This window comes from Paractinoplanes lichenicola (genome assembly GCF_016785085.1).
Lineage (GTDB): Bacteria > Actinomycetota > Actinomycetes > Mycobacteriales > Micromonosporaceae > Actinoplanes > Actinoplanes lichenicola.
This window is the reverse complement of the sequence record NZ_JAENHO010000013.1, coordinates 331952-353205: the sequence shown is the minus strand read 5'-3', so window position 1 is coordinate 353205 and position 21254 is coordinate 331952. Positions and strand designations below refer to the sequence as shown.

Below are 21254 nucleotides of genomic sequence, written 5' to 3'. Positions count from 1 at the left end.
CGCCGTGGTATTCCTACTGGTGCATCATCGACGGGAATCACACGGGGGACACGTTGAAACGTTGGGGTGCCGCACTGGCGTGCGGCCTGATTCTGGCGTCCGGGCTCACCAGCACCGCGTACGCCGCCGAGCCGGCAACAGCTGTGGCCGGCGAACCCACTGCCGCGCCGACGGCATCGCAGCCGTCGTCCAGCAGCTGTGCGCCGCTGGTCGAGGGGCACTTCGGGCGGCTGTCGGCCGAGCAGATCGGCTCGGGCACGATCGCTCGGGGCGAGACGCTGTGCCACGATGTCCGGCTCACTGCCGGCCGGCACTTCATTCAGTTCACCGGCTTCACCGCCCTGCGCTCGGCGACCCTGCAGAACGCGCAGGGCACCGCGGTCTGCACGGCCCCGCCGGGCTACCAGTGGGAGTGCGACGTCCCGGCGGCCGGTGACTACACCGTCGTGGTGCAGAACCTGCGTGGCCCCACGCCGGTCGACTACAAGATTGCGGTGACCTCCGAGGATCCGTCCCGCTGCACCTCGCGTGTCGGTACGGCGTGGAACGCGCCAGCCGTGCGCATCCCCGCAGTCGGCGTGGAAGTGCAGTGTGTGCGGTTCACCGGTTCGGCCGGCGAGCGGATCCTGGCCTACAGCAGCTCGGGCCGGATCGCCCTGCGTGACGCCGCCGATAACCTGGTCTGCACCGTGCCGACCGAGCGTAACGGGCCGTGCGAGCTCGCCGCCGACGGGCTCTACCGCGCGATCTCCGTGGCCCAGCCGGGCAAGACGGCCAGCGAGATCCAGGTCAGGTCGCTGAGCCCGGTCAAGGGCTGCCCCACCGTGCGGCCGGGCCGGTTCGGCACGCCGGGCAAGCTCAGCGCCGTCCGCTGCCGCACACTCCAGATCACCGAGCCGGGCTCATACTTCATCGGCGCCACGGACGCCAACGGGCCCGTCCAGAACTTCGTGATCATGGCTGCCGACGGCAGCCTGCCCTGCAGCACCAGCGGATACCCGTACGTCGACGGAGACACGTGCACGTTCACCACGGCGGGCACCTACACCCTGATCGCCGGCAGCACGAGCTCCGAGGTACGGGACGCGCCGTTCGCGGCCACTTTCGTTCCGTCCACGGCGCCGGGGTGCAAGACCATTTCCGCGTACGGCCTGGACGAGCCGGGCAAACGTGGCCGGTTCCGCGCGGTCGGTCAGGTCGACTGCTACCAGTTCCAGCTCCCGGACGGCCTGGAGACGCACCTGTCCTACCCGGCCGGCGCGACGGGCGCGGCCAGCCCGCTCCCACGCGTCTACGGTGACGACGGCACGCTGCTCTGCTCGGCGCTCGACTGCCAGCTGAGCGGCTCACCGACGTACCGGCTGCTGTTGACCGCCCCCGGCGGCGCGACCGGCGACTACGTGTTCGCGTTCCGGCGCAACGCGATCAGCGAGAGCTGCCGGCCGTGGACGCCGGAGGTTGTCGCCCAGTTCGGCCCGGGCCGGTTCACCAACTGCTTCACCTTCACGTCCGACAAGACCGGCGAGATGGACATCGCCCTCGAGAAGCTGTCCGGCTCCAACGCGGTCGACGTCGAGGTCGACTACGGCGCCGGACCGCCCTGCGACCCGGGGGAGGTGACCACCGTCACTTGTCGGCTGGAGCTCAGCCACACGACCACGCTCGTGCTGACCGGCCAGCCGTCCGCGGCCCGCTACCGCATCACCAAGACCGAGCGCGGGGAGACGCCGCCGCCCCCGACCGATCCGCCGCCGCCGGCCACGTGCGGCCCGGTGGTGCCGTTCACCGAGAGCCGTTACGGGCCGCTGTCGGCCGACCAGATCGCCACGGCCACCGTCCCGCCCGGCAAGCTCGGCTGTCACCCGATCCACCTCTCCGCCGGGTGGCACACCCTGCGGATCGACGGGCCGCCGCTGCCCGGTTCCGGCTGGGTCTTCACGGCCGACGAAAGCAGCCGGGAGTGCATGTTGCAGCGGGGCCGGATATTCAGCTGCCACATCAGCGAGGCCGGCGATTACACGATCAAGCTGGGCAACGAAAGCGGCACCACCGATTTCAGTTACCGCCTCGTCGCCACCCTGTCGCCCGCGCCGGCCGACTGCAGCACCGACATCAGTACGGCGTGGACCGCGCCGACCGTGCGGCTGCCGCAGGATGACCCGCTGCAATCGCACTGCGTACGGTTCGAGGCTTCCGCCGGCGAAAGGGTGATGGGCTTCTCCGAGAGCGGCGGCGTCGAGATCTACCACGCCGACGGCACCGGGATCTGCGCCGTGCCGGAGCGCTACACCAATCCGTCGTGCGAGCTGACCGCCGGCGGCACCTACGTGGCGGCGAGCCGCGGGGTGGCGGGCAAGGACTCCGGCGAGATCCAGATCCGGTCGGTCACCGCACCGGTGGGCTGCCCGGTGGTCGAACCCGGCACGCCGTCGACCGACCCGTTGAGCGGCATCCGCTGCCGGCGGGTCACGATCCCGGCGGCCGGCACCTACGAGGTGCGCGCGGTGAGCGAGGCCGGGGAGCAGCGGTCGGTCGTCGTGCTGAACGAGCAGGGCACCCCGGCGTGCGGATCGGGCCGCCCGATCACCGAGTCGCGGTGCGACTTCCCGGCCGCGGGCACGTACACGCTGGTCGTCGACGGCCACGTCGCCGTTCTCCAGAGTGACGCCTTCTCGGCGACGGTCGCCGCCGTCGAGTAACCCGGTAAAGAGGCCGGCTCGACGGATACGAGCCGGCCTCACCCGGCCGGGTAGCTCTTTGGCCGTTTTTTGGCGCTGCCCCGCACGCTTCTCCCATGCCCGACGCCCGCCGGATCGCCGCCATCCTGATGGCCGCTTTCGCGCTCACCGCTCTTGCCGCCTGCACCGACGACATCACCGACGAGGGCCCCGGCCCGGTCTATGACACCGGCCCGCCCGGAAGCGAGATCTCCGACGAGGTCGAGGCCACCCTGGGCCCGAAGATGACGATCACGTTCGACATCACCGGCGCGGTTGCCTTCACCGGCACGACCACCGGGTACGCCCCGTCCGCCGATCGCAAGCCCTGGAAGACCTGCGCCGATTACGTGAAGGGCTCCGCCGACCAGGAGTACCTGGCGCCCGGCGAGTACGACGGGCCGGCCGGCAACCAGTCGGTCGCGCTGGACATGCGGATCGCCGGATACGCCGGCCCGGGCTCGTACCCGCGGAAGCAGTTGATCGCCTCGCAGACGCGTCCGACGATCGCGATCGAGGACACTGTCTACGGCACCCGCGAAAACAGTACCGGCCAGGTCACCGTGGACGGCAAGGGTGGCGGTTCGTGGACGTTCACGAAGCTCGTCAATCGCCTGGAGGGCAGCTCGCCCGACGACGCCATCAGCGGCACGATCACCTGGAAATGCCAAGACCGATAGGCTGCAGCGCCGCGTCCCTCACCCGTTCTAGCTGCCGGTCTTCGGCTTGGGCCCGGTCGATCGCAGGGTGCCCAGGCGCGACAAGGCGTCGAACCAGAATCGCGCCCCCGGCAGCAGAGTCAGCGTCATCAGCGCCCACCCGGCCAGGATGATGAGCAGAGACAGGGCCTTCGTCCCGCCGCCGGCGTCCGGGGTCACCAGGCCCCGCTGTTCCCACCAGCCGCATTTCACCGGCACCGCGCAGGCGGGGACAGTCGCCCACCCGATCGGCAGCCCGGCCCCGCGGACCTGGTCGATCTGGCCGCGCACCTCCTGCAGGCAGGCCGCCGGCGCCTTGTCGCCGCACTGGGCCGCGCGCGTGGCCTCGGTGACGACCGAGGCCCGCAGCGCCTGATCGGTGTAGAGCGACCGGGTGATCTGGACGGCGTCGAGGTTGAAGAGGAGCACCAGCAGGACGCCGATCGCCAGGGAGATCCACCGTACGTGCCGCTTGTACCACCCGGACACCCGGGCCATGTGGTCGTCGTACCACTCCTCGACGTTGCGGCGGAAACGGGCCACGTCTTCCTCGGCGGCGTTGGCAAGAGCGAGCAATGAGGCGCGCAGGTGGGTGTCGCCCAGTCCATCGATGAGGGTGCGGACCTCGTCCATTTTGGTCTTGCCCGCGGCATCGGGGATGACGGTGTCGAGCAGGGCCCGGGCGAACGACCGGCCGGAGATGTAGGCCGGAAGCTTCCGTCGATCACGAGAGCTCAATTTGGCGTTCCCGGCATTCACCGGGATCTGCGCCTTGTCGGCCGACGAACAGATCAGCGCGTGCTGCATCAATTTCGTGGTCATCGGCTCGGACGGGTCGCCGTCTTTCGGTGCCGGTTCTTTTGACGTACGCGCGAACAGGTCGCGGAAGGAGAGGCTGAAGCGCCCTGAGCCGTCGACCAGCGTGCGGATGCCGCGCATCAGGTATTCGCCGCGCAACCCGATGAAGCGCGCGATCATCTCGGTGAGCAATGAGACGACGACCGAGAACGTGCCGAAGATGAATACCAGCCCGATGACCGTTTCCAAAACGAGATTGTCCATGGACGCCCCCAGCGGATTCGAGGGGGACGCTACTCGGTGCCGGGGTGGTGCCACATGAACCGATCATCCGATGTGGTCCGCCCGTTCAGCGCCACCGCAGCAGTCCCGGCCGGATGTTCCACCGCAAGGCGACGCCACTAGTTCGGCGTTCGCGTGGCACTTGAGCGGTCCTGAAAGCCCGGCTCACGCCGACATGACGCGAGCCGGGCTCGTCCGGACCGATGTGCTATTTGCCGCTGTAGACCGGGAAGGCGCTGTGGTCGCCGTAGTCGCGGGCCTGCAGGGTGCGCAGTGTGCCCATGTCATCGTCGGAGATGGTGAAGTCGACTTCGGCGTTGCTGCGCATGTGGTCCGGGTTCGCGGTCTTCGGCAGCGACACCGTGCCCAACTGCAGTGTGTATCGGATGCAGAGCTGCGGGACGGTCACCTCGTACCGCTGGGCCATCGTGGTGACGTCCGGGTTCTTCAGGATCTCGCCGTGGGCGATGGGCGAGTACGCCTCGACGAGGATGTCTTTGCCCTGGCAGTACTCGATGAGCTCGGCCGGGGTGTTGCCGGCGTGGACCAGCAACTGGTTCACGTGCGGGGTGATCGTGCCGGTCTCGAGGATGTTCTCGAGGTCGGTCTGCTCGAAGTTGGAGACGCCGATAGCGCGGATCTTGCCGGCCCTGTGCGCCTCCTCGAGGGCGCGCCAGGCTTCGCGGTTGCCGTCGGCGTAGTCGCCGCCGCGGAAGTCGTTCCACGGCTGCGGGCTGTGGATCAGCATCAGGTCGATGTAGTCCAGTCCCAGCGTCGTCAGTGAGCCGTCGATCGCGGCGACCGCATCGTCATAGTTCTTGATCTCGGCCGCCAGCTTGGTGGACAGGAAGAGCTGGTCGCGCGCGACGCCGCTGGTGCGCACTCCGTCGCCGACGCCCCGCTCGTTGCCGTACGCCTGGGCAGTGTCGATATTGCGGTATCCGATGGCCACCGCATCGCGAACGGCCTGGGCAGCCTTGTCGTCGTCGATGAACCAGGTGCCGAGGCCGAGCTGGGGGATGCGTACGCCGTTGGACAGGGTGCAGGTGTCGTCGAGAACCATGAAACTTGCTCTTAGCGGTTGTTGAGGACCTGGTCGGGATGTGGCCGGCGTCGTCGCCTTGATGCCGGCCGGCCTCGGTGCGCAGCAGCTGAAGCAAGTCGCGCAGCTGGTCCTTGGTCAGGCCGGTGTTCAAGCCGATGGTCAGGTGCAACTGCAGCCGGTCGATTGCCCGGTCCGACGTTGGGGAAACGGCTCGAAGGGTGCCCTGTCAGGGCATGCTTCGTCGCCAGCGAATCGCCGAATCCGCCGTGGGCCGCCCAGGTTCGCCGGCGTGCGGAGGGCGTCGGCTGCCGAGGTGCGCGGTTCGGCGTTAAAGGGCGGTGAGGGCCAATCACGAACCCGAGGCGGGACAGCGGGAGGAAATGATCGGCCACGGTAGTCATCGGCAACGTCTGCCGCCCGAGTCCCAGCGGTCGATCGGCACGGACGGGCCGTATGCCGCCCCGAGTTCGAGCACAAGCTCCGCCCGGCCGAGCACGTCACTGAAGGCCGATCAAGGTAGAACGTTCGGTGTTGACGAGGACGATCGGTGAGGCTAGCTTCGTACGGGCAGAACGTTCGTTCTGCCTAGTGACGGAGGAGAAAGCCATGCCGACCAAGATCACGCTGGTCATCGACAACCCCGGGAACCCGGACGAGTTCGAGAAGGTCTACGCCGAGGTGAAGGTGGCCGCGGCGACGTTCCCCAACGTCCGGCGGGTCGAGTCGGCCAAGGTGTGGCCCAAGGAGGACGGCACCCCGACGCCGGCCTACCGCACGCTCGACCTGTACTTCGACAGCTACGAGGACGCCTCGGCCGCAGTCGCCACGCCGGCCGCTGGTGCCGTCTTCGGTGGCCTCATCGGGACGCAGGTGCCGTTCAAGGGTCTGTTCTCGGACATCGAGGGCTAGTCCGGCAACGTGAACGGTCGGGTGGAGCCGGCTGGCTCCACCCACGTCGCGACCGTTTCCGCTGATCTCAGATGTGACGAAGTTGGCGGATAGAACGTTCATTCTTGACAGCCGGGCAAGGGGCGGTCATGGTGGTTAAAGGCAGAACGTTCGTTCTCCCATCGGAACTCCTGAAAGGCCGACCATGACCACCTTTGCCGCAACCGGCATCTCGACGACGGCGGCCGCCCTGCGCCGGCTGTACTTCGCGCGGGCCGCCTTCGCCATCGTCTGGGCCGGGGTGACGTTCGCGGTCGCCGACGAGCTGACCGCCCTCACCACCGCGCTGCTCGTCATCTACCCGCTGGTCGACGTGGCCGCCGCCATCATCGACGCCCGGTCGTCGCGCGCCTCCGGCTCGCCCGTCCTGCTCTACGTGAACGTCGTGGTCAGCCTGCTCGCCGCGGCCGGCCTGGCCGTCGCCGGCTCGTCCGGCATCCCGGCCGTGCTGCGGGTGTGGGGCGCCTGGGCCGTCGTGGCCGGTTTGGTTCAGCTGTTCGTCGGCGTGACCCGTCGCAAGATGGGCGGCCAGTGGCCGATGATCATCAGCGGTGGCCTCTCCGTGCTCGCGGGTGGGTCGTTCATCGCCGGCGCTTCCGCGGCCGACCCCGCGGTCACCAACGCGGTCGGCTACGCCATCCCCGGCGCCATCTTCTTCCTCATCGCCGCCATCCGCCTCGGCCGTACCGCGAAGGGCAACTGACCATGAGCGAAACCACGTACGACGTCATCGTGATCGGCGCCGGCCCGGTCGGGGAGAACATCGCCGACCGCCTGGTGCAGGGCGGGCTGACCGCCGCCATCGTCGAGCGGGAACTGGTCGGGGGCGAGTGCTCCTACTGGGCGTGCATGCCGACCAAGGCCCTGCTGCGCAGCGGGAGCGCGTTGCGGGCGGCCCGTCAGGTGGCCGGCGCTCGCGAGGCCGCCACCGGAAACCTGGATGCGGCGGCGGTGCTGGCCCGCCGGGATTCCTTCGCCTCGAACTGGAAGGACGACGGTCAGGTGGCCTGGCTCGAATCGGCCGGGATCACGCTGTACCGGGGTCAGGGCCGGATTGTTTCGGAGCGCGTCGTCGAGGTGGCCGGGACCTCCCTCACCGCCCGGCACGCGGTGGTCGTGGCGACCGGTTCCAGCGCGCTGGTGCCCGACATCGAGGGGCTGCGCGAGGCGAAGCCGTGGACGAGCCGGGAGGCGGCCGCGGCGAGCGCGGTTCCCGGCCGGCTGGCCATCATCGGGGGTGGTGTGGTGGCGTCCGAGATGGCGACCGCGTACACGAGCCTCGGCGCGAAGGTCACGATGCTCGCCCGCGACGGCGTGCTGCACCAGGCCGAGCCGTTCGCGGGGGAGCGGGTCACCCGGGCCCTGCGCGAGTCCGGTGTCGATGTTCTGGTCGGGGCCGAGGCGCTGTCGGTGACGCGGGACGAGGCCGGGACCGTGCATCTCACGCTGGCCGACGGCGCGCGGGTCGAGGCCGACGAGCTTCTGGTCGCGATCGGCCGTACGCCCAACACGCAGGACATCGGTCTCGAGGCCATCGGTCTGAAGCCCGGCTCGTGGCTCACGGTCGACGAGGCGCTGCGCGTCGACGGGGCCGGGGACTGGCTGTACGCCGCGGGCGACGTGAACCGGCGGGTGCTGCTGACTCACCAGGGCAAGTATCAGGCCCGCGCGCTCGGCGACGCGATCGTGGCCCGGGCCAGGGGGGAGCAGGCCGAAACCGGTCCGTGGGGCCGGCACGCGGTCACCGCCGACGAGCGCGCAGTGCCGCAGGTCGTGTTCACCGACCCCGAGGTGGCATCCGTCGGGCTGACCGCGGCCGCGGCCGAAGAAGCCGGATTGCGTACGCGGGTCATCGACTACGACCTGGGCGCGGTCTCCGGTTCGGTGCTGCACGCCGAGGGCTATCAGGGTCACGCCCGCATGGTCGTCGACGAGGACCGCCGGGTGATCGTCGGTTTCACCCTGGTCGGCCCGGACGTGGCCGAGCTGATCCACGCGGCCACGATCGCCATCGTCGGCGAGGTCCCGATCGACCGGCTGTGGCACGCCGTCCCCGCGTTCCCCACGGTCAGCGAGGTCTGGCTGCGCCTGCTCGAGACGTACGGCCGGTGACCGCCGGCTGGGTGCGGCGGGCGTCCTCGCTCGGGGGGACGCCGAAGAGCCGGCGGTATTCACGGCTGAACTGCGACAGGCTCTCGTAGCCGACCGCGTGACCGACCCCGGCCACGTCGCCGGGGGCGGCCGCGAGCCGGATTCGGGCCTCCTGCAGGCGCAGCTGCTTCTGATACTGCACCGGACTCATCGTGGTGGCCGCGCGGAAGTGCCGGTTGAGCGTGGCCACGCTGACGCCCACGTGCCGGGCCAGGTCGTCGGCCCGTACGGCCCGGTCGTAGTGGTTCTCGAGCCAGCGGGCGGCCCGGCGGGCGATCGTGAAGCGCTCATCGGCCCGGCCGACCTGGCGGACCAGGCCGCCCAACGGTCCGGTCAGCAGCAGCCAGTGGATCTCCCGCTCGAGGCCGGGGGACAGGATCGCGAAGTCCCGCGGCCGCTCGACCAGGCGCAGCAGCCGCAGGATCGCGCCCAGCAGCTCGTTGTCGGCGGTGGCGACCCCGGCGCCGGGCCCGGCGAAGTCGCGCCCGGCCAGCTCGGGCGCCTCGAGCAGCAACTCGGCGATCAGTTCGGGGCGCAGCCGCACCCCGGCCGCGAGGAACGGGTCGGCCCGGGTGATCCGGGCCGTGACAGCCAGCTCGAGCGAGAACACCAGGAATTCGCCGGCGCCGTAGCGGAACTCGTGCCCGGCCAGCGCCATCCGCTTCTCGCCGGCCACCACGACGGCGACCATCGGCTCGACATGTGAGCAGTACGGCTCCGCGGCGGTGGTCGCGACCGACACCAGCGAACCGGGCAGCCAGCTGCCCCGCGCGACCGTGCCGTGCAGCCGGGGAATCAGCTCGCGCAGCTCAGCCGTGACATCCACCCGCCGAGTATGGCACCCGCGCCCGTGAGCGGATCAGGCATCGGGCTGCGCCGAACGGTCTAGGGCCGAGCGGCGGCCGGGCCGACGATTGATGCATGACGCAGACAGTCCTCATCACCGGAACCTCCAGCGGCCTGGGCCGGGCCACCGCCGAACTCTTCCAGGCCAAGGGCTGGAACGTCGTCGCCACGATGCGCCACCCCGAGGCCGAGACGGAGCTGACCCGGCTCGGCAACACGCTGGTGACGCGACTCGACGTCGAGGATCCGGCGTCGATCACCGCGGCCGTGCAGGCCGGCCGGGACCGCTTCGGCCGCCTCGACGCGCTCGTCAACAACGCCGGCTACGGCGCGTACGGCCCGCTGGAGTCGACGCCGATGGCCAAGATCCGCCGCCAGTTCGAGGTCAACGTGTTCGGCCTGCTGGCGACGACCCAGGCCGTGCTGCCCCACTTCCGCGAGCAGCGCTCCGGCGTGATCGTCAACATCTCGTCGATCGGCGGCCGGATGGCGTTCCCGCTCGGCACGCTCTATCACGGCGCGAAGTTCGCGGTCGAGGGCCTGTCCGAGTCGCTGGCCTACGAGATGGCCCCACTCGGCGTACGCGTGAAGCTCGTCGAGCCAGGGGGCATCCGCACCGACTTCGGCGGCCGCTCCCTCGACTTCAGCAACGAACCGCCGATCGCCGACTACCAGCCGACCGTGGGCAGGGTCCTCGATGTGCTCGGGCCGCTCACCGCCGAGGGCTCCGCCCCGTCCGACATCGCCGAGGTCGTCTTCACCGCCGTCAACGACGATTCAAGCCGATTGCGGTACGAGGCGGGCGCCGACGCCGTCCAGGTGCTCGCCGCCCGGCGGGCCACCGACGACGCCGCCTTCCTGGCCGGCATCCGAAGCCAGTTCAGCCTCGACGCCTAAGCGGGCTGGCGCTCGCCGTGGATGCGGACCAGGCCCTCGACGCCGCGGAGGAACGTGTCGACCACCAGATCGGGGTCGAACAGGCAGCCGGCGGCCATGGCACCGTCGCGGAGCATGACGAAGTGGCGGGCGGCGGCGTCCGACGACTCCTGGGCGACCTGGGCCATCAGCGTGGTCAGCGTGTCCAGGAACCACTGGCGGTGGGCGATGATCTGCTGGTGCACCGGGTGGGCGGGGTCGGGGAACTCCGCAGCGGCGTTGAGGAAGGCGCAGCCGCGGAAACCCGGCCGCCGGATCATGCCGGCGATGGTGTCGGCCACGGCCAGCAGCGAGTCGGCCGCCGTCGCCTGGGCGGCGATGGCCGCGGTGATGGCGCCGCGTTCCATCTGGTGCACCTCTTGCAGATAGGTGACCACCAGGTCGTCCTTGCTGGGGAAGTGCCGATAGAACGTGGCCCGGGTCACCTTGGCCTCGGCGACGATACGGTCGACGCCGACCGCGTGGATGCCGTCGGCGTAGAAGATCTGGGTCGCCGTGCCCAGGAGCCGCTGCCGGGCCTCGGAGGTGGTACCGCGCATCATGAGGCAATCTTAGCGGGGAGAACGTTCGGTCTGCACCTTTACGATGGGCGGCTGAGCCGGTGAGCGTACGAGGGTTGCCAGGTCGTCCCATCGGGTGACGAGAAGGCCGAGGAACAAGCCTGCCGACGCGGCCGCAGCCACCATCGGTGCTTGGAAGCCGCCGGGGGTCAGGGAGCCCACGAGGCCCAGCAGCGCAACGGCGACGAGCGCCGAATTGCGCGCGACATGACGCAGACCCAGCGGTGTGTCGGAGGCGCCCAGGCAACGACACGTGACAGTCGTTCCGCGGCGCACGACGACCGTGACCGCGAGTGTCAGGACTGCGAGAAGACCCGCGGCCACAACGAACGCGGACGTGCCGGCGGCGCGGACCGGCACGAGCGCCAGCACGACGATCGCTGTTTCGGCGAGGACTGTCGCGACGGCCGCCTCGCGGATCCAGGACCGACGGATGATCTTCATCGTATGCAGCGAGGCCACGAAATCGACCCAGTTCGACCGGCTGGACACCTTGCCGGCGACGGCGACCGCGAACACCACGGCGAGCAGCGCCCTGGCCGCGATCTCGACGTACTGCATGCAAGAAACCTAGATGTGTGCGGCGCCGGCTCGCAAACATGAAATATCACCGGCCCTGGTGAGGGTCTGGCGTCCGGTAAGGACAGTTGACAGAGAGTGTTGTCGATGTAACAGTCGGTTCACGCCGTCGGAGCGCCGATGGTGATGGGGCTCTCATGGGGGAGGGAAAGCATGCGCCGAACGATCGCCAGACTCGCTGACGGCTTGCTGTCAGCTGTGGTGCCGCGGACCACCGCAACGGCCGGCTACGAGTACCGCTGCACCAACAGCGGGTGTCCGCACGACCGCTGGAAGAAGCAGCAGCGTTACTGCTCCGGGAATTGCAGCGCGTGGTACGACACCACCGGGTGCGTGTACGTCAGCTCAGCCTGCGCTGCCACTTAGGCAGAACCAGCCCGGGATGGCTGCCGGGCTCGTCCGGCAGCCATCCAACGTGTCGTGCGGAAACCAACCCACGAGTCCAAGGGATACTCCCTCGTGACGTATGTCGTCGTCGCGCTGGTCGTCACGAACGTCCTGACGCTCCTGAACCTTCTGTTGCTTCTCGGTGTCATCCGCCGCCTGCGTGAGCAGCCGGTTCCACCGCACGGCGACCACCCGGCCGACGACGGGCTCCCGGTCGGGACGCAGGTCGAAGCCTTCGAGACCACCGATGTGGACGGACAAGCTGTCCGCGGGGACGAGCTGCCCGCCGAGGCGATAGTCGGCTTCTTCAGTCCCGGATGCGGGCCGTGCGAGGCGCTCCTGCCGAAGTTCGTCGCCCACTCGGAAGCCCTGCCCGGCGGCCGGGAGAGTGCCCTCGCCGTCGTCGTCGGGACGCCGGACGAGGCGGCCGACTATGTCGTGAGGTTGTCGCGGGTGGCTCGCGTGGTCGTCGAGGATTCTCCTGGCGCAGCCGTCGGGCACGCGTTCCGCGTTTCGGGTTACCCAACCGTCTTCCAACTTGACGGCGACGGCACCGTGGTGTTCAGCGGTGCGTCACTGGAGAGGCTGCCGGTGCCGGCGGAATGAGCCAGGACCGCTCCGTGCCGGTCTGGCGCACCGTCGAGGCCGCGTTCCGTTTGGCCTTCCGGGCTGCGCCGATGCACCTGGCGGCCGATGTGGTCATCGCTTTGCTGACCGCGGCCACGCCTGTCGTGACGGCATGGCTGACGCGGGCGACGATCGACGGCCTCGTCACGTCCGCGAGCGGCCGCGAGCTGTTCGCGGGGGTCGGCGGGCTGGCTGTGGCGGGCGTGGCGTTCGGAGTCTTGCCGCAGGTCGCGACCTACTTGCGGGTGGAGATCGGGCGGCGGTGCGCCGTCGTCGCCCTCGACGAGTTGTACCGCGCGGTCGAGCGCCAGAGCGGGCTGCGCCGGTTCGAGGATCCGGCGTTCCTGGACAGGCTTCGGATGGCCGGCGCAGGCGGTCGCGCCCCGGGCGACTTGTGCGGCGCGGTGCTGGCCACCGGCGCCGGGCTGCTGGGCGCCGGCGGCCTCCTGACCGCCCTGATCCTGGTGAGCCCGTTGATGGCCGTCATCGTTCTCGCCGCAGCGGTGCCGGTCGTCGTGCTGGAGCTGACGCTCGCGCGGCGCCGGGCGACCGTGACCTGGCAGATGAGCCCGGCGGCCCGGCGCGAGTTCTTCTTCGGCCAGCTGCTCAGCCATCCTGTCGCTGCGAAGGAGGTCCGGCTGTTCGGCCTCGCCGGCTTTCTACGTGACCGGATGCTGAAGGAGCACCGCACGATCGACGCCGCGGAGCGCGGTCTCGACCGCAGAGAGCTCGCGACGCAAGGCGGTCTCGCGCTCCTCGGATCGTGCGTCGCCGGCGGCGGCCTGATCTGGGCGGTGTTCGCCGCCCGCCAGGGGCGGCTGAGCGTCGGCGACGTGTCGATGTTCGTGGTCACGGTCGCCTCCCTGCAGGCAGCGCTCGCTGGGCTCGTCGGCGCGCTCGCCGGCGGTCACCTGCACGCGTTGTCGTTCGCGCACCACAGCGCGGTCCTCGCGGCCGAGCCCGACCTGCCGATCGCCGCGGACCCGCGCCCGATTCCCCCGCTGAGGCGCGGGATCGAACTGCGGGACGTGTGGTTCCGGTACGCCGACGACAAGCCGTGGGTGCTGCGCGGCGTGAGCTTCACGATCCCGTACGGCTCGAGCGTCGCGCTGGCCGGCCGCAACGGGGCCGGCAAGACGACGCTGGTGAAGCTGCTGTGCCGCCTGTACGACCCCACCCGCGGAGCCATTCTGTGGGACGGTGTCGACCTGCGAGAGATGCGGGTCGACGACCTTCGCGAGCGGATCGCCGCGGTGTTCCAGGACTACATGGAGTACGACCTCACAGCCGCGGAGAACATCGGCCTCGGAGATGTGGCGGCGATGCGTGACCGGGCCCGGATCGTGCAAGCGGCCCGCAGTGCGGGCATCGACGACGTGTTGGCCGGCCTGCCGCGCGGCTACGACACGATGCTGTCGCAGATGTTCGCCGAGGACGCCGACGAAACCGACCCGCAGGACAGTTCCCAGGCCGTGACGACGTTGTCGGGCGGGCAATGGCAACGCGTCGCGTTCGCCCGGGCGATCATGCGCCGCGGACGTGACCTGCTGATCCTGGACGAGCCGAGCGCCGGTCTCGATGCCGTGGCCGAGCATGAGGTGCACCGCGAAGTACGGAACTTCCGCGCCGGCCGGACGAGCCTGCTGATCTCACACCGTCTCGGGGCCGTTGCGGACGCCGACAAGATCGTGGTCCTGGCCGGCGGCGTCGTGGCGGAGGAGGGGGACCACGCGGCGCTCATGGCCGCGGCGGGCACGTACGCCCAGCTCTTCACCCTTCAGGCGAGCGGATACCTCCGGGCCGGGGCCGACCGGTGACGATCGCGGGGGTTTTAGCGGCCGGCGGGCTGGCTCTGGCCGGTCTGGCCTGGTGGGCACGGCGGCGGTTCGTCATGGTGACCGTTCTCGGCGAGAGCATGGTTCCGACGCTCGCGCACGGAGACCGCGTCCTTGTGCGCCGTGTCCGCCCGGACCGGACCCGGACGGGAGAGGTCGTGGTGGCGGCGTGGGGCACACCCGAACCGGGCGGGCCGTTCCCGTTCACCATCGCGGAGCCGGAACCTGGCGTCCCGCCCACCTTGGCACCGTGGGTAGTGAAGCGGCTCGTGGCCGGGCCGGGCGACCCTGTGCCGGAAGCGATGCGAGCCGTCGTCCCCGACGAAACCGTTCCGGCCGGCAGGTTCTTGCTGATCGGCGACAATGCGTCCGCCAGTACCGACTCGCGGCAGTTCGGCTACGCGCACGCCGAGTATCTCCTCGGCGTAGTCGTACGCCGATCGTCCCGGATCGGAGCCCGGCCCGCGTGAGCCCCGACCCGTGGTGCTTCGACGAACGCGGTCCTTCTCGATCATCCTGCAGACACCTGCATGATCATCAGAAGGCCGCGTTCGTCAAGACCGGCGTGGCGTCCTCACAACCGGCTATCCGGCGTCAGACGGTGATGTAGTTGCTGATGGAATTGCATTTGCCGCGCACGCCGGTCGGCACGTCGTAGAAGCAGGCCCTGATCCTCAGCGTGGTGCCCTCGCGGAAGTTCTTGTTGCACCAGCCACTTTCGCCCACGCCGCGCTTCTCGACGCAGGCGCCGTGACGGTAGAGAGAGCCGTCGCTGTTGTAGTTGGACCAGTACAGGGCGGCCGACACGCCGTCGCGATCCGAGTCTTCCACCCAGAACTTGTCACCGTCCGGGTGGAAGCATCCGGTGACGCCGTTGCTGGGCGAGCTCCCGACCACGAACGTGCAGTTCTGATACCCGATCCCGCTTCCGTTGACCGTGTAGTCCCACTCGAACGCACTGACCGCCGACGCCGTGGAGGCGGCCATCGGCGTAAGAACGGCGGCGCAGGTCAGCGCGATGACAGTCAACAGCCTTCGGATCAACAATGCAGTGCTCCTCATCTGGGGTTTCCTTGTTTCGAAAAAGGGAGGGCGTCAGGACGTGACGTCGATGCGGTCGGCGGCGATGACGGTGCCGGTCGACGACGCGTTCTTGCGGCCGGTGTTGCGGACCTTCACCACGTGTGTGCCGGCCGCCAATGCCGGCGAGGTGTACAGCAGGCGTTGTTCGGCGCGCGTCGGCGCGTAGAAGTCGACGTCGACCTCGGCGCCGCCGTCGATGCTTACCGCGGCGATGCCGTGATGACTCGCTGCCGCCGCGTACAGCTGGATCTTCGTACCGGTGAACGAGAACGTGTAATAGCTGCCCGCGGTCGACGAATACTGGTCGTCGCCGTTGAACTTCGCGGCGTCGGTGCTCGACGCCCACGTGCCCGAGAACGTGTACGACTCCTCGTCGAACTTCGTCACGCCGGGCGGCGGGTCGTCGGTCGGGTCGGTCACGCCGGGCAGGTCGTACGACTTGGTCATGGCCATGTAGGCGTCACCGGGGTAGATGGTGGCGTCCGTGTCGGTGCAGTTCTCGGTCTTCTCAGTGCGGTAGGCCCAGGCCAGCACGCCCGTGGCGCCGCGGTTCAGATACGCGTCGAACTTCTGCCGGTAGACGTCGGCCCGTGCGGCGCGGCTGCGGCAACCGGCGACGTTGTCGGCGTCGGCCACACCGATCTCGCCGACGTAGAGCGGCTTGTCGAGCGAGTTCATCCCGTCGATCGCCGGCGTGAACCAGTTGGAGACGATCAGGTGGCTGTTGTTGTAGTCGTAGTCGTACTCGTGCAGCGAACCCGCGTCGATGTCGGGGCCGCTGTGCACGTAGGCGTAGTCGCTCGTGCCGCCGACGTACGAGGCCTGTGATCCCGACGACACCAGGTGGTTCGGGTCGAGAGACTTGATGACGGCGGCCGTGTCGTCGAAGAAGCTCTTCATGACCGTGTCGGACGAGGCGCCCTTCGGCTCGTTCATGAGCTCCCACATCGCCACCGCCTTGGAGCCGCGGTAACGCGGCACGATCGAACGAACCCAGGTGAGGTAGTCGCCCCGATACCCACCGGCGTAGAAGGCAGCGTCGTGTCCGTCGTCGCCGCAGTAATTGGCGCCGTCGGCCAACGCGAAGATCACCAACTGGTTGTGCCGCTCGGCCGCGGCGACGACCCGGTCCACGACGTCGAGCCCGTACCGCTTGAACGCCCAGGTGCGGGTGACGCTCTTGGGCCGCAGCGAACCGAAGAAGGCGTCCAGCCCGGCCTCGGAGGTGTCCGTCCGGGCGCCGTCGCAGCCGGTCAGGCCGTACGCGTTCACCCCGACGAACTTGTACGGCTGACCGTCGAGCATCAGCTGACGCCCGCTGCGCGTGAGGAACCCGTGGCCGGACGCAGCCGCGGCGGTCGCGGGCGACGGAATCGCCAGACCGGTCAGCGCGATCAGGGCGCTGAGGAGAACGACGAGTCCCCGATACACCCCACGTTCTAAAAACACAGTTGTCTCCCGTTGTGGTCCTGTCCGATTCGCTCGGGAGCGTCGCAGGTCACGCGGAAGGCTCGGCTGTGGATTTGTTGAGGTGCAGGTCAGCTCGTGTAGCGCGCCCAGTCGACGTGGGCCGCGACCTGGCTCGGTGTCTCCTGGTTCGGAGCCGGGATGGAGCCCTCGGGCCCCGGGTTGATCTGCACGTAGAGATACATCGGGACGGTCGGGATGCGCACCGGGCCGGGCAGCTTCCGGGTGTCGAGAATGACCGCACCGTTCAGCGAGACGGTGACGAAGCCGGGCCGCCATTCGATCGCGTACGTGTTCCAGGTGGTGAAATCTCCGGCCACCGGCGCGCCGTCGACGTGCTCGGACCCGGCCCCGCGCATCACCGGATACATGACCCGGCGGTCGCCCTCGTCGAACCGGGCCATCGTCATGAAGCCCCAGCCCGGGGTGTCCGGGTCGACACTGGAATACAACCCGAGGGCCGGGGCGTAGCCGGAGCCGACGTCGAACTTCGCCCGCACCTCCCACACCCCGTAGGTGCGCACGATTCCCTGTTCCAGGCACCAGCAGACGGCACCCGCGACGTTGCCGGCGCCGGTCGGGTTCCGGCCCGTACCGCTGATCTGCAGTTCGCCGCCCCCGACCCGCACCGCGCCCGGCGACCACGACGAGCCGTTCTCCCGCTGGGCCTGGTTGGCGGCCCACTGCAACGGCGTCAGGACCGTGCCGGAGAAGTCCTCGGTGACGGTGAAGGGGGTGACGGCCCACTCACCGCTCACGCCGGTCAGCGGGTCGCCGCGGTGCAGCGACACACTTTGCCGCAGCAACTCGACACGGCTCTCCGGCGTGCACGACGAAGCCCGCGACCGAGCCACGAGGTCACGAAACCGGGTCAGGTCGACCTGGTCGCGCGCGGCCGTCAATCGATAGCCGCCGGGGTGATTGACCACGGTCACGTCGCCGAAGGACTGCTCCAGCATGCGCCGGATCCGCGTGATGTAGGTGCCGAGCGTCCTGGCCGCCTGCCCCGGCGGGTCCTCACCCCAGACCCGGTCGATCAAGGTCGTCGCCTGCACCACCCGGCCCGCGTCGACCGCCAATGCCGCCAGCACGGCCAGGCGCCGGGGTTCGCCGCCCAGAGCAACCCCATCGGCTGTACGGACCTCGACCGGCCCCAACAGCCGTAGCTCACCCACCGCGCACCCTCCCCGCCGACCTCGAAAGGCCCGCACGATCGGGCACACCGTATCAACCAACCCCAATACCCTCTCGGGCTGAGGGTGACCGGCGGTTAGTCCCGGCTCAGGCGCCGATACAGCAGTAGGCGGGTCTGGTGCCGCCGACGGGCCGCGACTGACATGGTGATCAGGAGAACCCGGCTGGGTCGAACGGCCGGCTCGCCTCCCGGATCGGATTGGCGTCCCGACGGGAGGGGTAGCGGGCGGTTGGCCTTGACCATCTTCACGACTTCGGCCCAATGCGAATCGTCTGGGTAGTGCGAGTGTCCCAGCGTCGCCGGGTAGGCGGTGTCGCCGGGCGGCTTGGCGAAGATCGGGTCGAGCAGCAGGACGTCGATCGGGTCGGCACCGAAGACGGCGCCTCCGATGGGGTCGCTGTTGCGGTACAAGTTGCGCCACGGCACGTTCTTGTGTCCGGGGTCGGGCTCGCCGCGGAGCAGGAGCCGGGCGGTGCGCTCGAGCACGGCCGGTCCGAAGTAGGCGGGGAAGAAACGCGCGTAGAGCCGGCGCAGCGGGGCCCCGTAGGTGAGCAGGGCAACCCGGCTGCTCTGCTCGTACGTCAATTGGTTGACCACGGCGGCGCCGATGACGGCGCCCTGCGAGTGGCAGGACAGGATGACCCGGCTCGTGGCGGTGTGGAAGGCGACCCGTTTGATCAGATCGGGCACGGCCCGCTCCGCGTAGCACGGCGGGGCCAGGGGATGGACGGCCCGGGGCCAGAAGGTGCCGAGGTCCCAGATCACGCCGACCAGGCGGCGGGTGCTCGCGTTCTGATAGGTCTGCCGGCCGACGTAGAGCAGGCCGGCGGCGAAGAGCCCGACCATCCAGTCGCCGACGTTGGTCACCGCGCGCAGCGCTTCGGCGTCGGTGATCGCGGTGCGGTCGGCGACGAACCACGCGAACGCCGCCACGATGAGCAGGATGGTCACGCTGACGAACCAGCCGGTGATCCGGCGGACAGTGTCCTCGAGAGTGGCGGTCGCCCAGACCCGCGAGATGGCACCGGCCCGCGCGTTCACAGCTTTGTCCTCGCTGGGCAGGTCCAGGGCGTACGCGGCCTTGACGTTCTCCCACGGCGGTTTGCCGGCCGAGCGGCGCAGGTTCCAGTACCCGATTCCGCCGAACACCAGCGCGACTGCCGCGATGGGGACGGCCAGGGCCGCGGCCCAGAAGTACGGCAGCGACGTGACCAGCGGGTCGATGCCCTCCTGGCGCTGCTGCGGCTTGCCGAGCAGATGCGCGACCGCGAGCACCAGCGAGGCCGCGTAGGTGCCGCTGAGCGCCGAGCCGAAGAGCATCAGGATCAACGTCGTGAAGCCGCGCCAGGCCGCCGGGGCGGCGCTGTCCTTCTTCGGCCGCACGGCCAGCAGCACTCCGGCCATGGCGACGAGAAGGATGATCTGGGCGGCGATGTTGGCGTTGATGGCGAACGACAACCACGGCAGCACTGTCCGTGGGTTGCCGGGAGTGCCGGTGACCGCGGGACGAGCGACGAAGAGCCACACCAGCGCGGAGCCGACCACGACGAGCGACGCCCAGGGCAGCGCCCCGATCAACTGGCTGCGAACCCCGTCCGACAACTCGTTGCGCACCGGCGGGGCGTCCTCCGCGCCGGGGCGATCGGACATGCTCGGCAGGGTGGCCAGGATCAGACTGGTCAGGGCCAACAGCAGTGTCAACGCGAGCAGGATCTCGCTGCCCCGCTTCGGCCAGGCGGCCGGGTCGCCGTGCAGCGACGGCCAGTCCCGGGCGAACGGCGCCAGCGCGAAGATGCCGACCAGGCAGATGGCCGTGCTGATGTGGACCGCCCGCAGGCGACGCACCGGGCGGGCGCTGTTCCACATCTGCCGGTTCTCCAGCGGCGAGTCCTGCGCCGTCGGTGCGGCGTCGGGCACCTCGGTCGTCTCGTTGTCGCACCAGGTGCGCCGGGCCAGTCGCCACAGGATGCCGACCACCGCGAGCGGGATCAGCGCGAGCACCGCGATCCGCCGGTCCGGGCCGTTCAGCCACGACCAGGAGAGGAACCCGAGCCAGCTGGTGCGGCAGGAATCGCCGCACTGCCAGCCGCCGAAGTCCATCGTCACGTTCACCAGCGCCATCACCAGCGTTGCCGTGATAGTCAGCGCGAACAGCCGCTGCACCAGGTCCGCGAAAGCCCTGAGGCGTCTGCCCCCGCCCGCCGGACGCGCATAGAACGCCACGTTCACGAGCAGGAACGGGATCAGCAGAAGCCACAGCGCGCGCAGCTTCGGCCCCGAGGTCAAACCGCCCCACGAGTACGCCTCGAGGGTGTCTACCTTCGTGTCGGCGCCGGGCTCGGTCGGCCACACGCGACGGTAGAAGCCACTCGAACTGTCACCCGCGACCCGCCGCACTTCCGGATGCTCGAGCATGCTCTGCGGGGGAGTGCCGGACACACCGTGCACCCGCAACTCGATCCACTCGGCGCTCTTGTCTCTGACATACCCGGCCATCACTACCTCCTGCCGACGAGCACGGTCTACCACGCACTGAGCACCCTGGTCTGTCACACACCCGATGTATCGGCAGAGCAGGACTGCAACCGGACAGTGGCAGGACGCGCTACACCATCACCACATTTGGCGGAGTGAGAGGGAAAACCCGGCCGGTCAAGGCGGTCAGGCGGAGGGGCGCCACACCACGCTGACGTAGAAGAGGCGGGGGTCGTTGCCTTCGCCGTATTCGTGGTAGCGGGAGACGCTGCCTGAGCCGGTGGGGTGGCGGATCAGGTCGCGGATTCATCAAGCAGGACTGCCTGGACGGGCGGGACTGCTGGATCATCGGCGGCGATCTGGTCTACGTGTGGGGCCTCGACCTGCCCCCGGTCACGTCTATGTGGCCAAGGGCAAGGAGGCCCCGGCCAACGTACGGGCCCAGGGCGAGCTCAAGCGCGACCAGAACGGCGAAGGCGACGGCGCGACACTCGTCCCCATCATCCCGGTCATCCCCGTGGTGCCGGTTCCCGTAGTCCCCTGACGCAGGAGGCGGGCGGGGGTCACCGGACCCCCGCCCGCGTCGGCGCAGGTTCCGCCGACGGAGTGACGAAAGGCCGGTACG

At 69.5% G+C, this 21254-nt stretch carries 19 protein-coding genes; 10 read left to right on the top strand and 9 right to left on the bottom strand.

Annotated features, from left to right (window positions below):
* The first annotated feature begins 53 nt into the window (after positions 1 to 53).
* On the top strand, positions 54 to 2699 hold the full coding sequence (locus JKJ07_RS38985; RefSeq protein ID WP_202997029.1) for a hypothetical protein: 2646 nt from the start codon (positions 54 to 56) through the stop codon (positions 2697 to 2699).
* A 95-nt stretch (positions 2700 to 2794) separates the two neighbouring features.
* A complete protein-coding gene (locus JKJ07_RS38980) occupies positions 2795 to 3397 on the top strand; it encodes a hypothetical protein (protein ID WP_202997028.1) in 603 nt (200 codons plus the stop codon).
* Between the two features lie 27 nt (positions 3398 to 3424).
* On the opposite strand, the gene JKJ07_RS38975 is transcribed toward JKJ07_RS38980, so the two are convergent.
* On the bottom strand, positions 3425 to 4477 hold the full coding sequence (locus JKJ07_RS38975; RefSeq protein WP_202997027.1) for a hypothetical protein: 1053 nt from the start codon (positions 4475 to 4477) through the stop codon (positions 3425 to 3427).
* Between the two features lie 226 nt (positions 4478 to 4703).
* Positions 4704 to 5558, bottom strand: coding sequence for an aldo/keto reductase (locus JKJ07_RS38970; protein ID WP_202997026.1), 855 nt, complete (start codon positions 5556 to 5558; stop codon positions 4704 to 4706).
* A gap of 588 nt (positions 5559 to 6146) precedes the next feature.
* On the opposite strand from JKJ07_RS38970, the gene JKJ07_RS38965 reads away from it, so the two are divergent.
* From JKJ07_RS38965 to JKJ07_RS38955, 3 genes are all read left to right on the top strand, one after another.
* Entirely contained in the window at positions 6147 to 6449 is a 303-nt protein-coding gene (locus JKJ07_RS38965) for a hypothetical protein (protein ID WP_202997025.1), read from the top strand.
* A gap of 184 nt (positions 6450 to 6633) precedes the next feature.
* Complete coding sequence (locus JKJ07_RS38960; protein WP_202997024.1) at positions 6634 to 7191, top strand: hypothetical protein; 558 nt, start codon at positions 6634 to 6636, stop codon at positions 7189 to 7191.
* 2 nt (positions 7192 to 7193) lie between these two features.
* Positions 7194 to 8600 (top strand): dihydrolipoyl dehydrogenase family protein, encoded by a 1407-nt coding sequence (locus JKJ07_RS38955; protein WP_202997023.1) that lies wholly within the window; start codon positions 7194 to 7196, stop codon positions 8598 to 8600.
* On the opposite strand, the gene JKJ07_RS38950 is transcribed toward JKJ07_RS38955, so the two are convergent.
* Positions 8557 to 9465 (bottom strand): AraC family transcriptional regulator, encoded by a 909-nt coding sequence (locus JKJ07_RS38950; RefSeq protein ID WP_202997022.1) that lies wholly within the window; start codon positions 9463 to 9465, stop codon positions 8557 to 8559. The genes JKJ07_RS38955 and JKJ07_RS38950 overlap by 44 nt on opposite strands.
* A gap of 95 nt (positions 9466 to 9560) precedes the next feature.
* Between JKJ07_RS38950 and JKJ07_RS38945 the strand changes: the two genes are divergently transcribed.
* Positions 9561 to 10382 (top strand): SDR family oxidoreductase, encoded by an 822-nt coding sequence (locus tag JKJ07_RS38945; RefSeq protein ID WP_202997021.1) that lies wholly within the window; start codon positions 9561 to 9563, stop codon positions 10380 to 10382.
* On the opposite strand, the gene JKJ07_RS38940 is transcribed toward JKJ07_RS38945, so the two are convergent.
* Positions 10379 to 10963 (bottom strand): TetR/AcrR family transcriptional regulator, encoded by a 585-nt coding sequence (locus tag JKJ07_RS38940; protein WP_202997020.1) that lies wholly within the window; start codon positions 10961 to 10963, stop codon positions 10379 to 10381. The two genes, JKJ07_RS38945 and JKJ07_RS38940, sit on opposite strands and share 4 nt — an antisense overlap.
* 9 nt (positions 10964 to 10972) lie before the next feature.
* Positions 10973 to 11542: a MauE/DoxX family redox-associated membrane protein gene (locus tag JKJ07_RS38935; RefSeq protein ID WP_202997019.1), complete on the bottom strand. Its 570-nt coding sequence runs from the start codon at positions 11540 to 11542 to the stop codon at positions 10973 to 10975.
* Positions 11543 to 12019: 477 nt separating this feature from the next.
* Between JKJ07_RS38935 and JKJ07_RS38930 the strand changes: the two genes are divergently transcribed.
* Genes JKJ07_RS38930 through JKJ07_RS38920 form a run of 3 tightly spaced genes read left to right on the top strand, consistent with a single transcriptional unit; the run spans position 12020 to position 14879 of the window.
* Positions 12020 to 12553 carry a TlpA family protein disulfide reductase gene (locus tag JKJ07_RS38930; protein ID WP_202997018.1) on the top strand — a complete coding sequence of 178 codons (534 nt, stop codon included), beginning with the start codon at positions 12020 to 12022 and terminating at the stop codon, positions 12551 to 12553.
* Positions 12550 to 14391: an ABC transporter ATP-binding protein gene (locus JKJ07_RS38925; RefSeq protein ID WP_202997017.1), complete on the top strand. Its 1842-nt coding sequence runs from the start codon at positions 12550 to 12552 to the stop codon at positions 14389 to 14391. The genes JKJ07_RS38930 and JKJ07_RS38925 overlap by 4 nt, the downstream gene beginning before the upstream one ends.
* A complete protein-coding gene (locus JKJ07_RS38920) occupies positions 14388 to 14879 on the top strand; it encodes a S26 family signal peptidase (protein WP_307834633.1) in 492 nt (163 codons plus the stop codon). The genes JKJ07_RS38925 and JKJ07_RS38920 overlap by 4 nt, the downstream gene beginning before the upstream one ends.
* Positions 14880 to 15003: 124 nt before the next feature.
* Here JKJ07_RS38920 and JKJ07_RS38915 read toward each other — a convergent pair whose 3' ends face one another.
* The 4 genes from JKJ07_RS38915 to JKJ07_RS38900 all read right to left on the bottom strand — a co-directional run bounded on the left by JKJ07_RS38915 (position 15004) and on the right by JKJ07_RS38900 (position 20650).
* Positions 15004 to 15471, bottom strand: coding sequence for a hypothetical protein (locus tag JKJ07_RS38915; protein ID WP_202997016.1), 468 nt, complete (start codon positions 15469 to 15471; stop codon positions 15004 to 15006).
* 33 nt (positions 15472 to 15504) lie between these two features.
* Positions 15505 to 16923, bottom strand: a complete 1419-nt coding sequence (locus tag JKJ07_RS38910; RefSeq protein ID WP_202997015.1) for a cellulase family glycosylhydrolase — start codon at positions 16921 to 16923, stop codon at positions 15505 to 15507.
* A gap of 107 nt (positions 16924 to 17030) precedes the next feature.
* Positions 17031 to 18134 (bottom strand): winged helix-turn-helix domain-containing protein, encoded by a 1104-nt coding sequence (locus JKJ07_RS38905; protein WP_202997014.1) that lies wholly within the window; start codon positions 18132 to 18134, stop codon positions 17031 to 17033.
* A gap of 95 nt (positions 18135 to 18229) precedes the next feature.
* Positions 18230 to 20650, bottom strand: coding sequence for a hypothetical protein (locus JKJ07_RS38900; RefSeq protein ID WP_202997013.1), 2421 nt, complete (start codon positions 20648 to 20650; stop codon positions 18230 to 18232).
* Between the two features lie 349 nt (positions 20651 to 20999).
* On the opposite strand from JKJ07_RS38900, the gene JKJ07_RS38895 reads away from it, so the two are divergent.
* Complete coding sequence (locus tag JKJ07_RS38895) at positions 21000 to 21173, top strand: hypothetical protein (RefSeq protein ID WP_202997012.1); 174 nt, start codon at positions 21000 to 21002, stop codon at positions 21171 to 21173.
* Positions 21174 to 21254 lie beyond the last annotated feature (81 nt).

Coding starts and splice junctions, on each gene's coding strand:
- JKJ07_RS38970 (WP_202997026.1), bottom strand. CDS start 5,558: ATGGTTCTCGACGACACCTGCACCCTGTCCAACGGCGTACGCATCCCC.
- JKJ07_RS38925 (WP_202997017.1), top strand. CDS start 12,550: ATGAGCCAGGACCGCTCCGTGCCGGTCTGGCGCACCGTCGAGGCCGCG.
- JKJ07_RS38955 (WP_202997023.1), top strand. CDS start 7,194: ATGAGCGAAACCACGTACGACGTCATCGTGATCGGCGCCGGCCCGGTC.
- JKJ07_RS38945 (WP_202997021.1), top strand. CDS start 9,561: ATGACGCAGACAGTCCTCATCACCGGAACCTCCAGCGGCCTGGGCCGG.
- JKJ07_RS38940 (WP_202997020.1), bottom strand. CDS start 10,963: ATGATGCGCGGTACCACCTCCGAGGCCCGGCAGCGGCTCCTGGGCACG.
- JKJ07_RS38980 (WP_202997028.1), top strand. CDS start 2,795: ATGCCCGACGCCCGCCGGATCGCCGCCATCCTGATGGCCGCTTTCGCG.
- JKJ07_RS38965 (WP_202997025.1), top strand. CDS start 6,147: ATGCCGACCAAGATCACGCTGGTCATCGACAACCCCGGGAACCCGGAC.
- JKJ07_RS38975 (WP_202997027.1), bottom strand. CDS start 4,477: ATGGACAATCTCGTTTTGGAAACGGTCATCGGGCTGGTATTCATCTTC.
- JKJ07_RS38935 (WP_202997019.1), bottom strand. CDS start 11,542: ATGCAGTACGTCGAGATCGCGGCCAGGGCGCTGCTCGCCGTGGTGTTC.
- JKJ07_RS38900 (WP_202997013.1), bottom strand. CDS start 20,650: ATGGCCGGGTATGTCAGAGACAAGAGCGCCGAGTGGATCGAGTTGCGG.
- JKJ07_RS38960 (WP_202997024.1), top strand. CDS start 6,634: ATGACCACCTTTGCCGCAACCGGCATCTCGACGACGGCGGCCGCCCTG.
- JKJ07_RS38915 (WP_202997016.1), bottom strand. CDS start 15,471: ATGAGGAGCACTGCATTGTTGATCCGAAGGCTGTTGACTGTCATCGCG.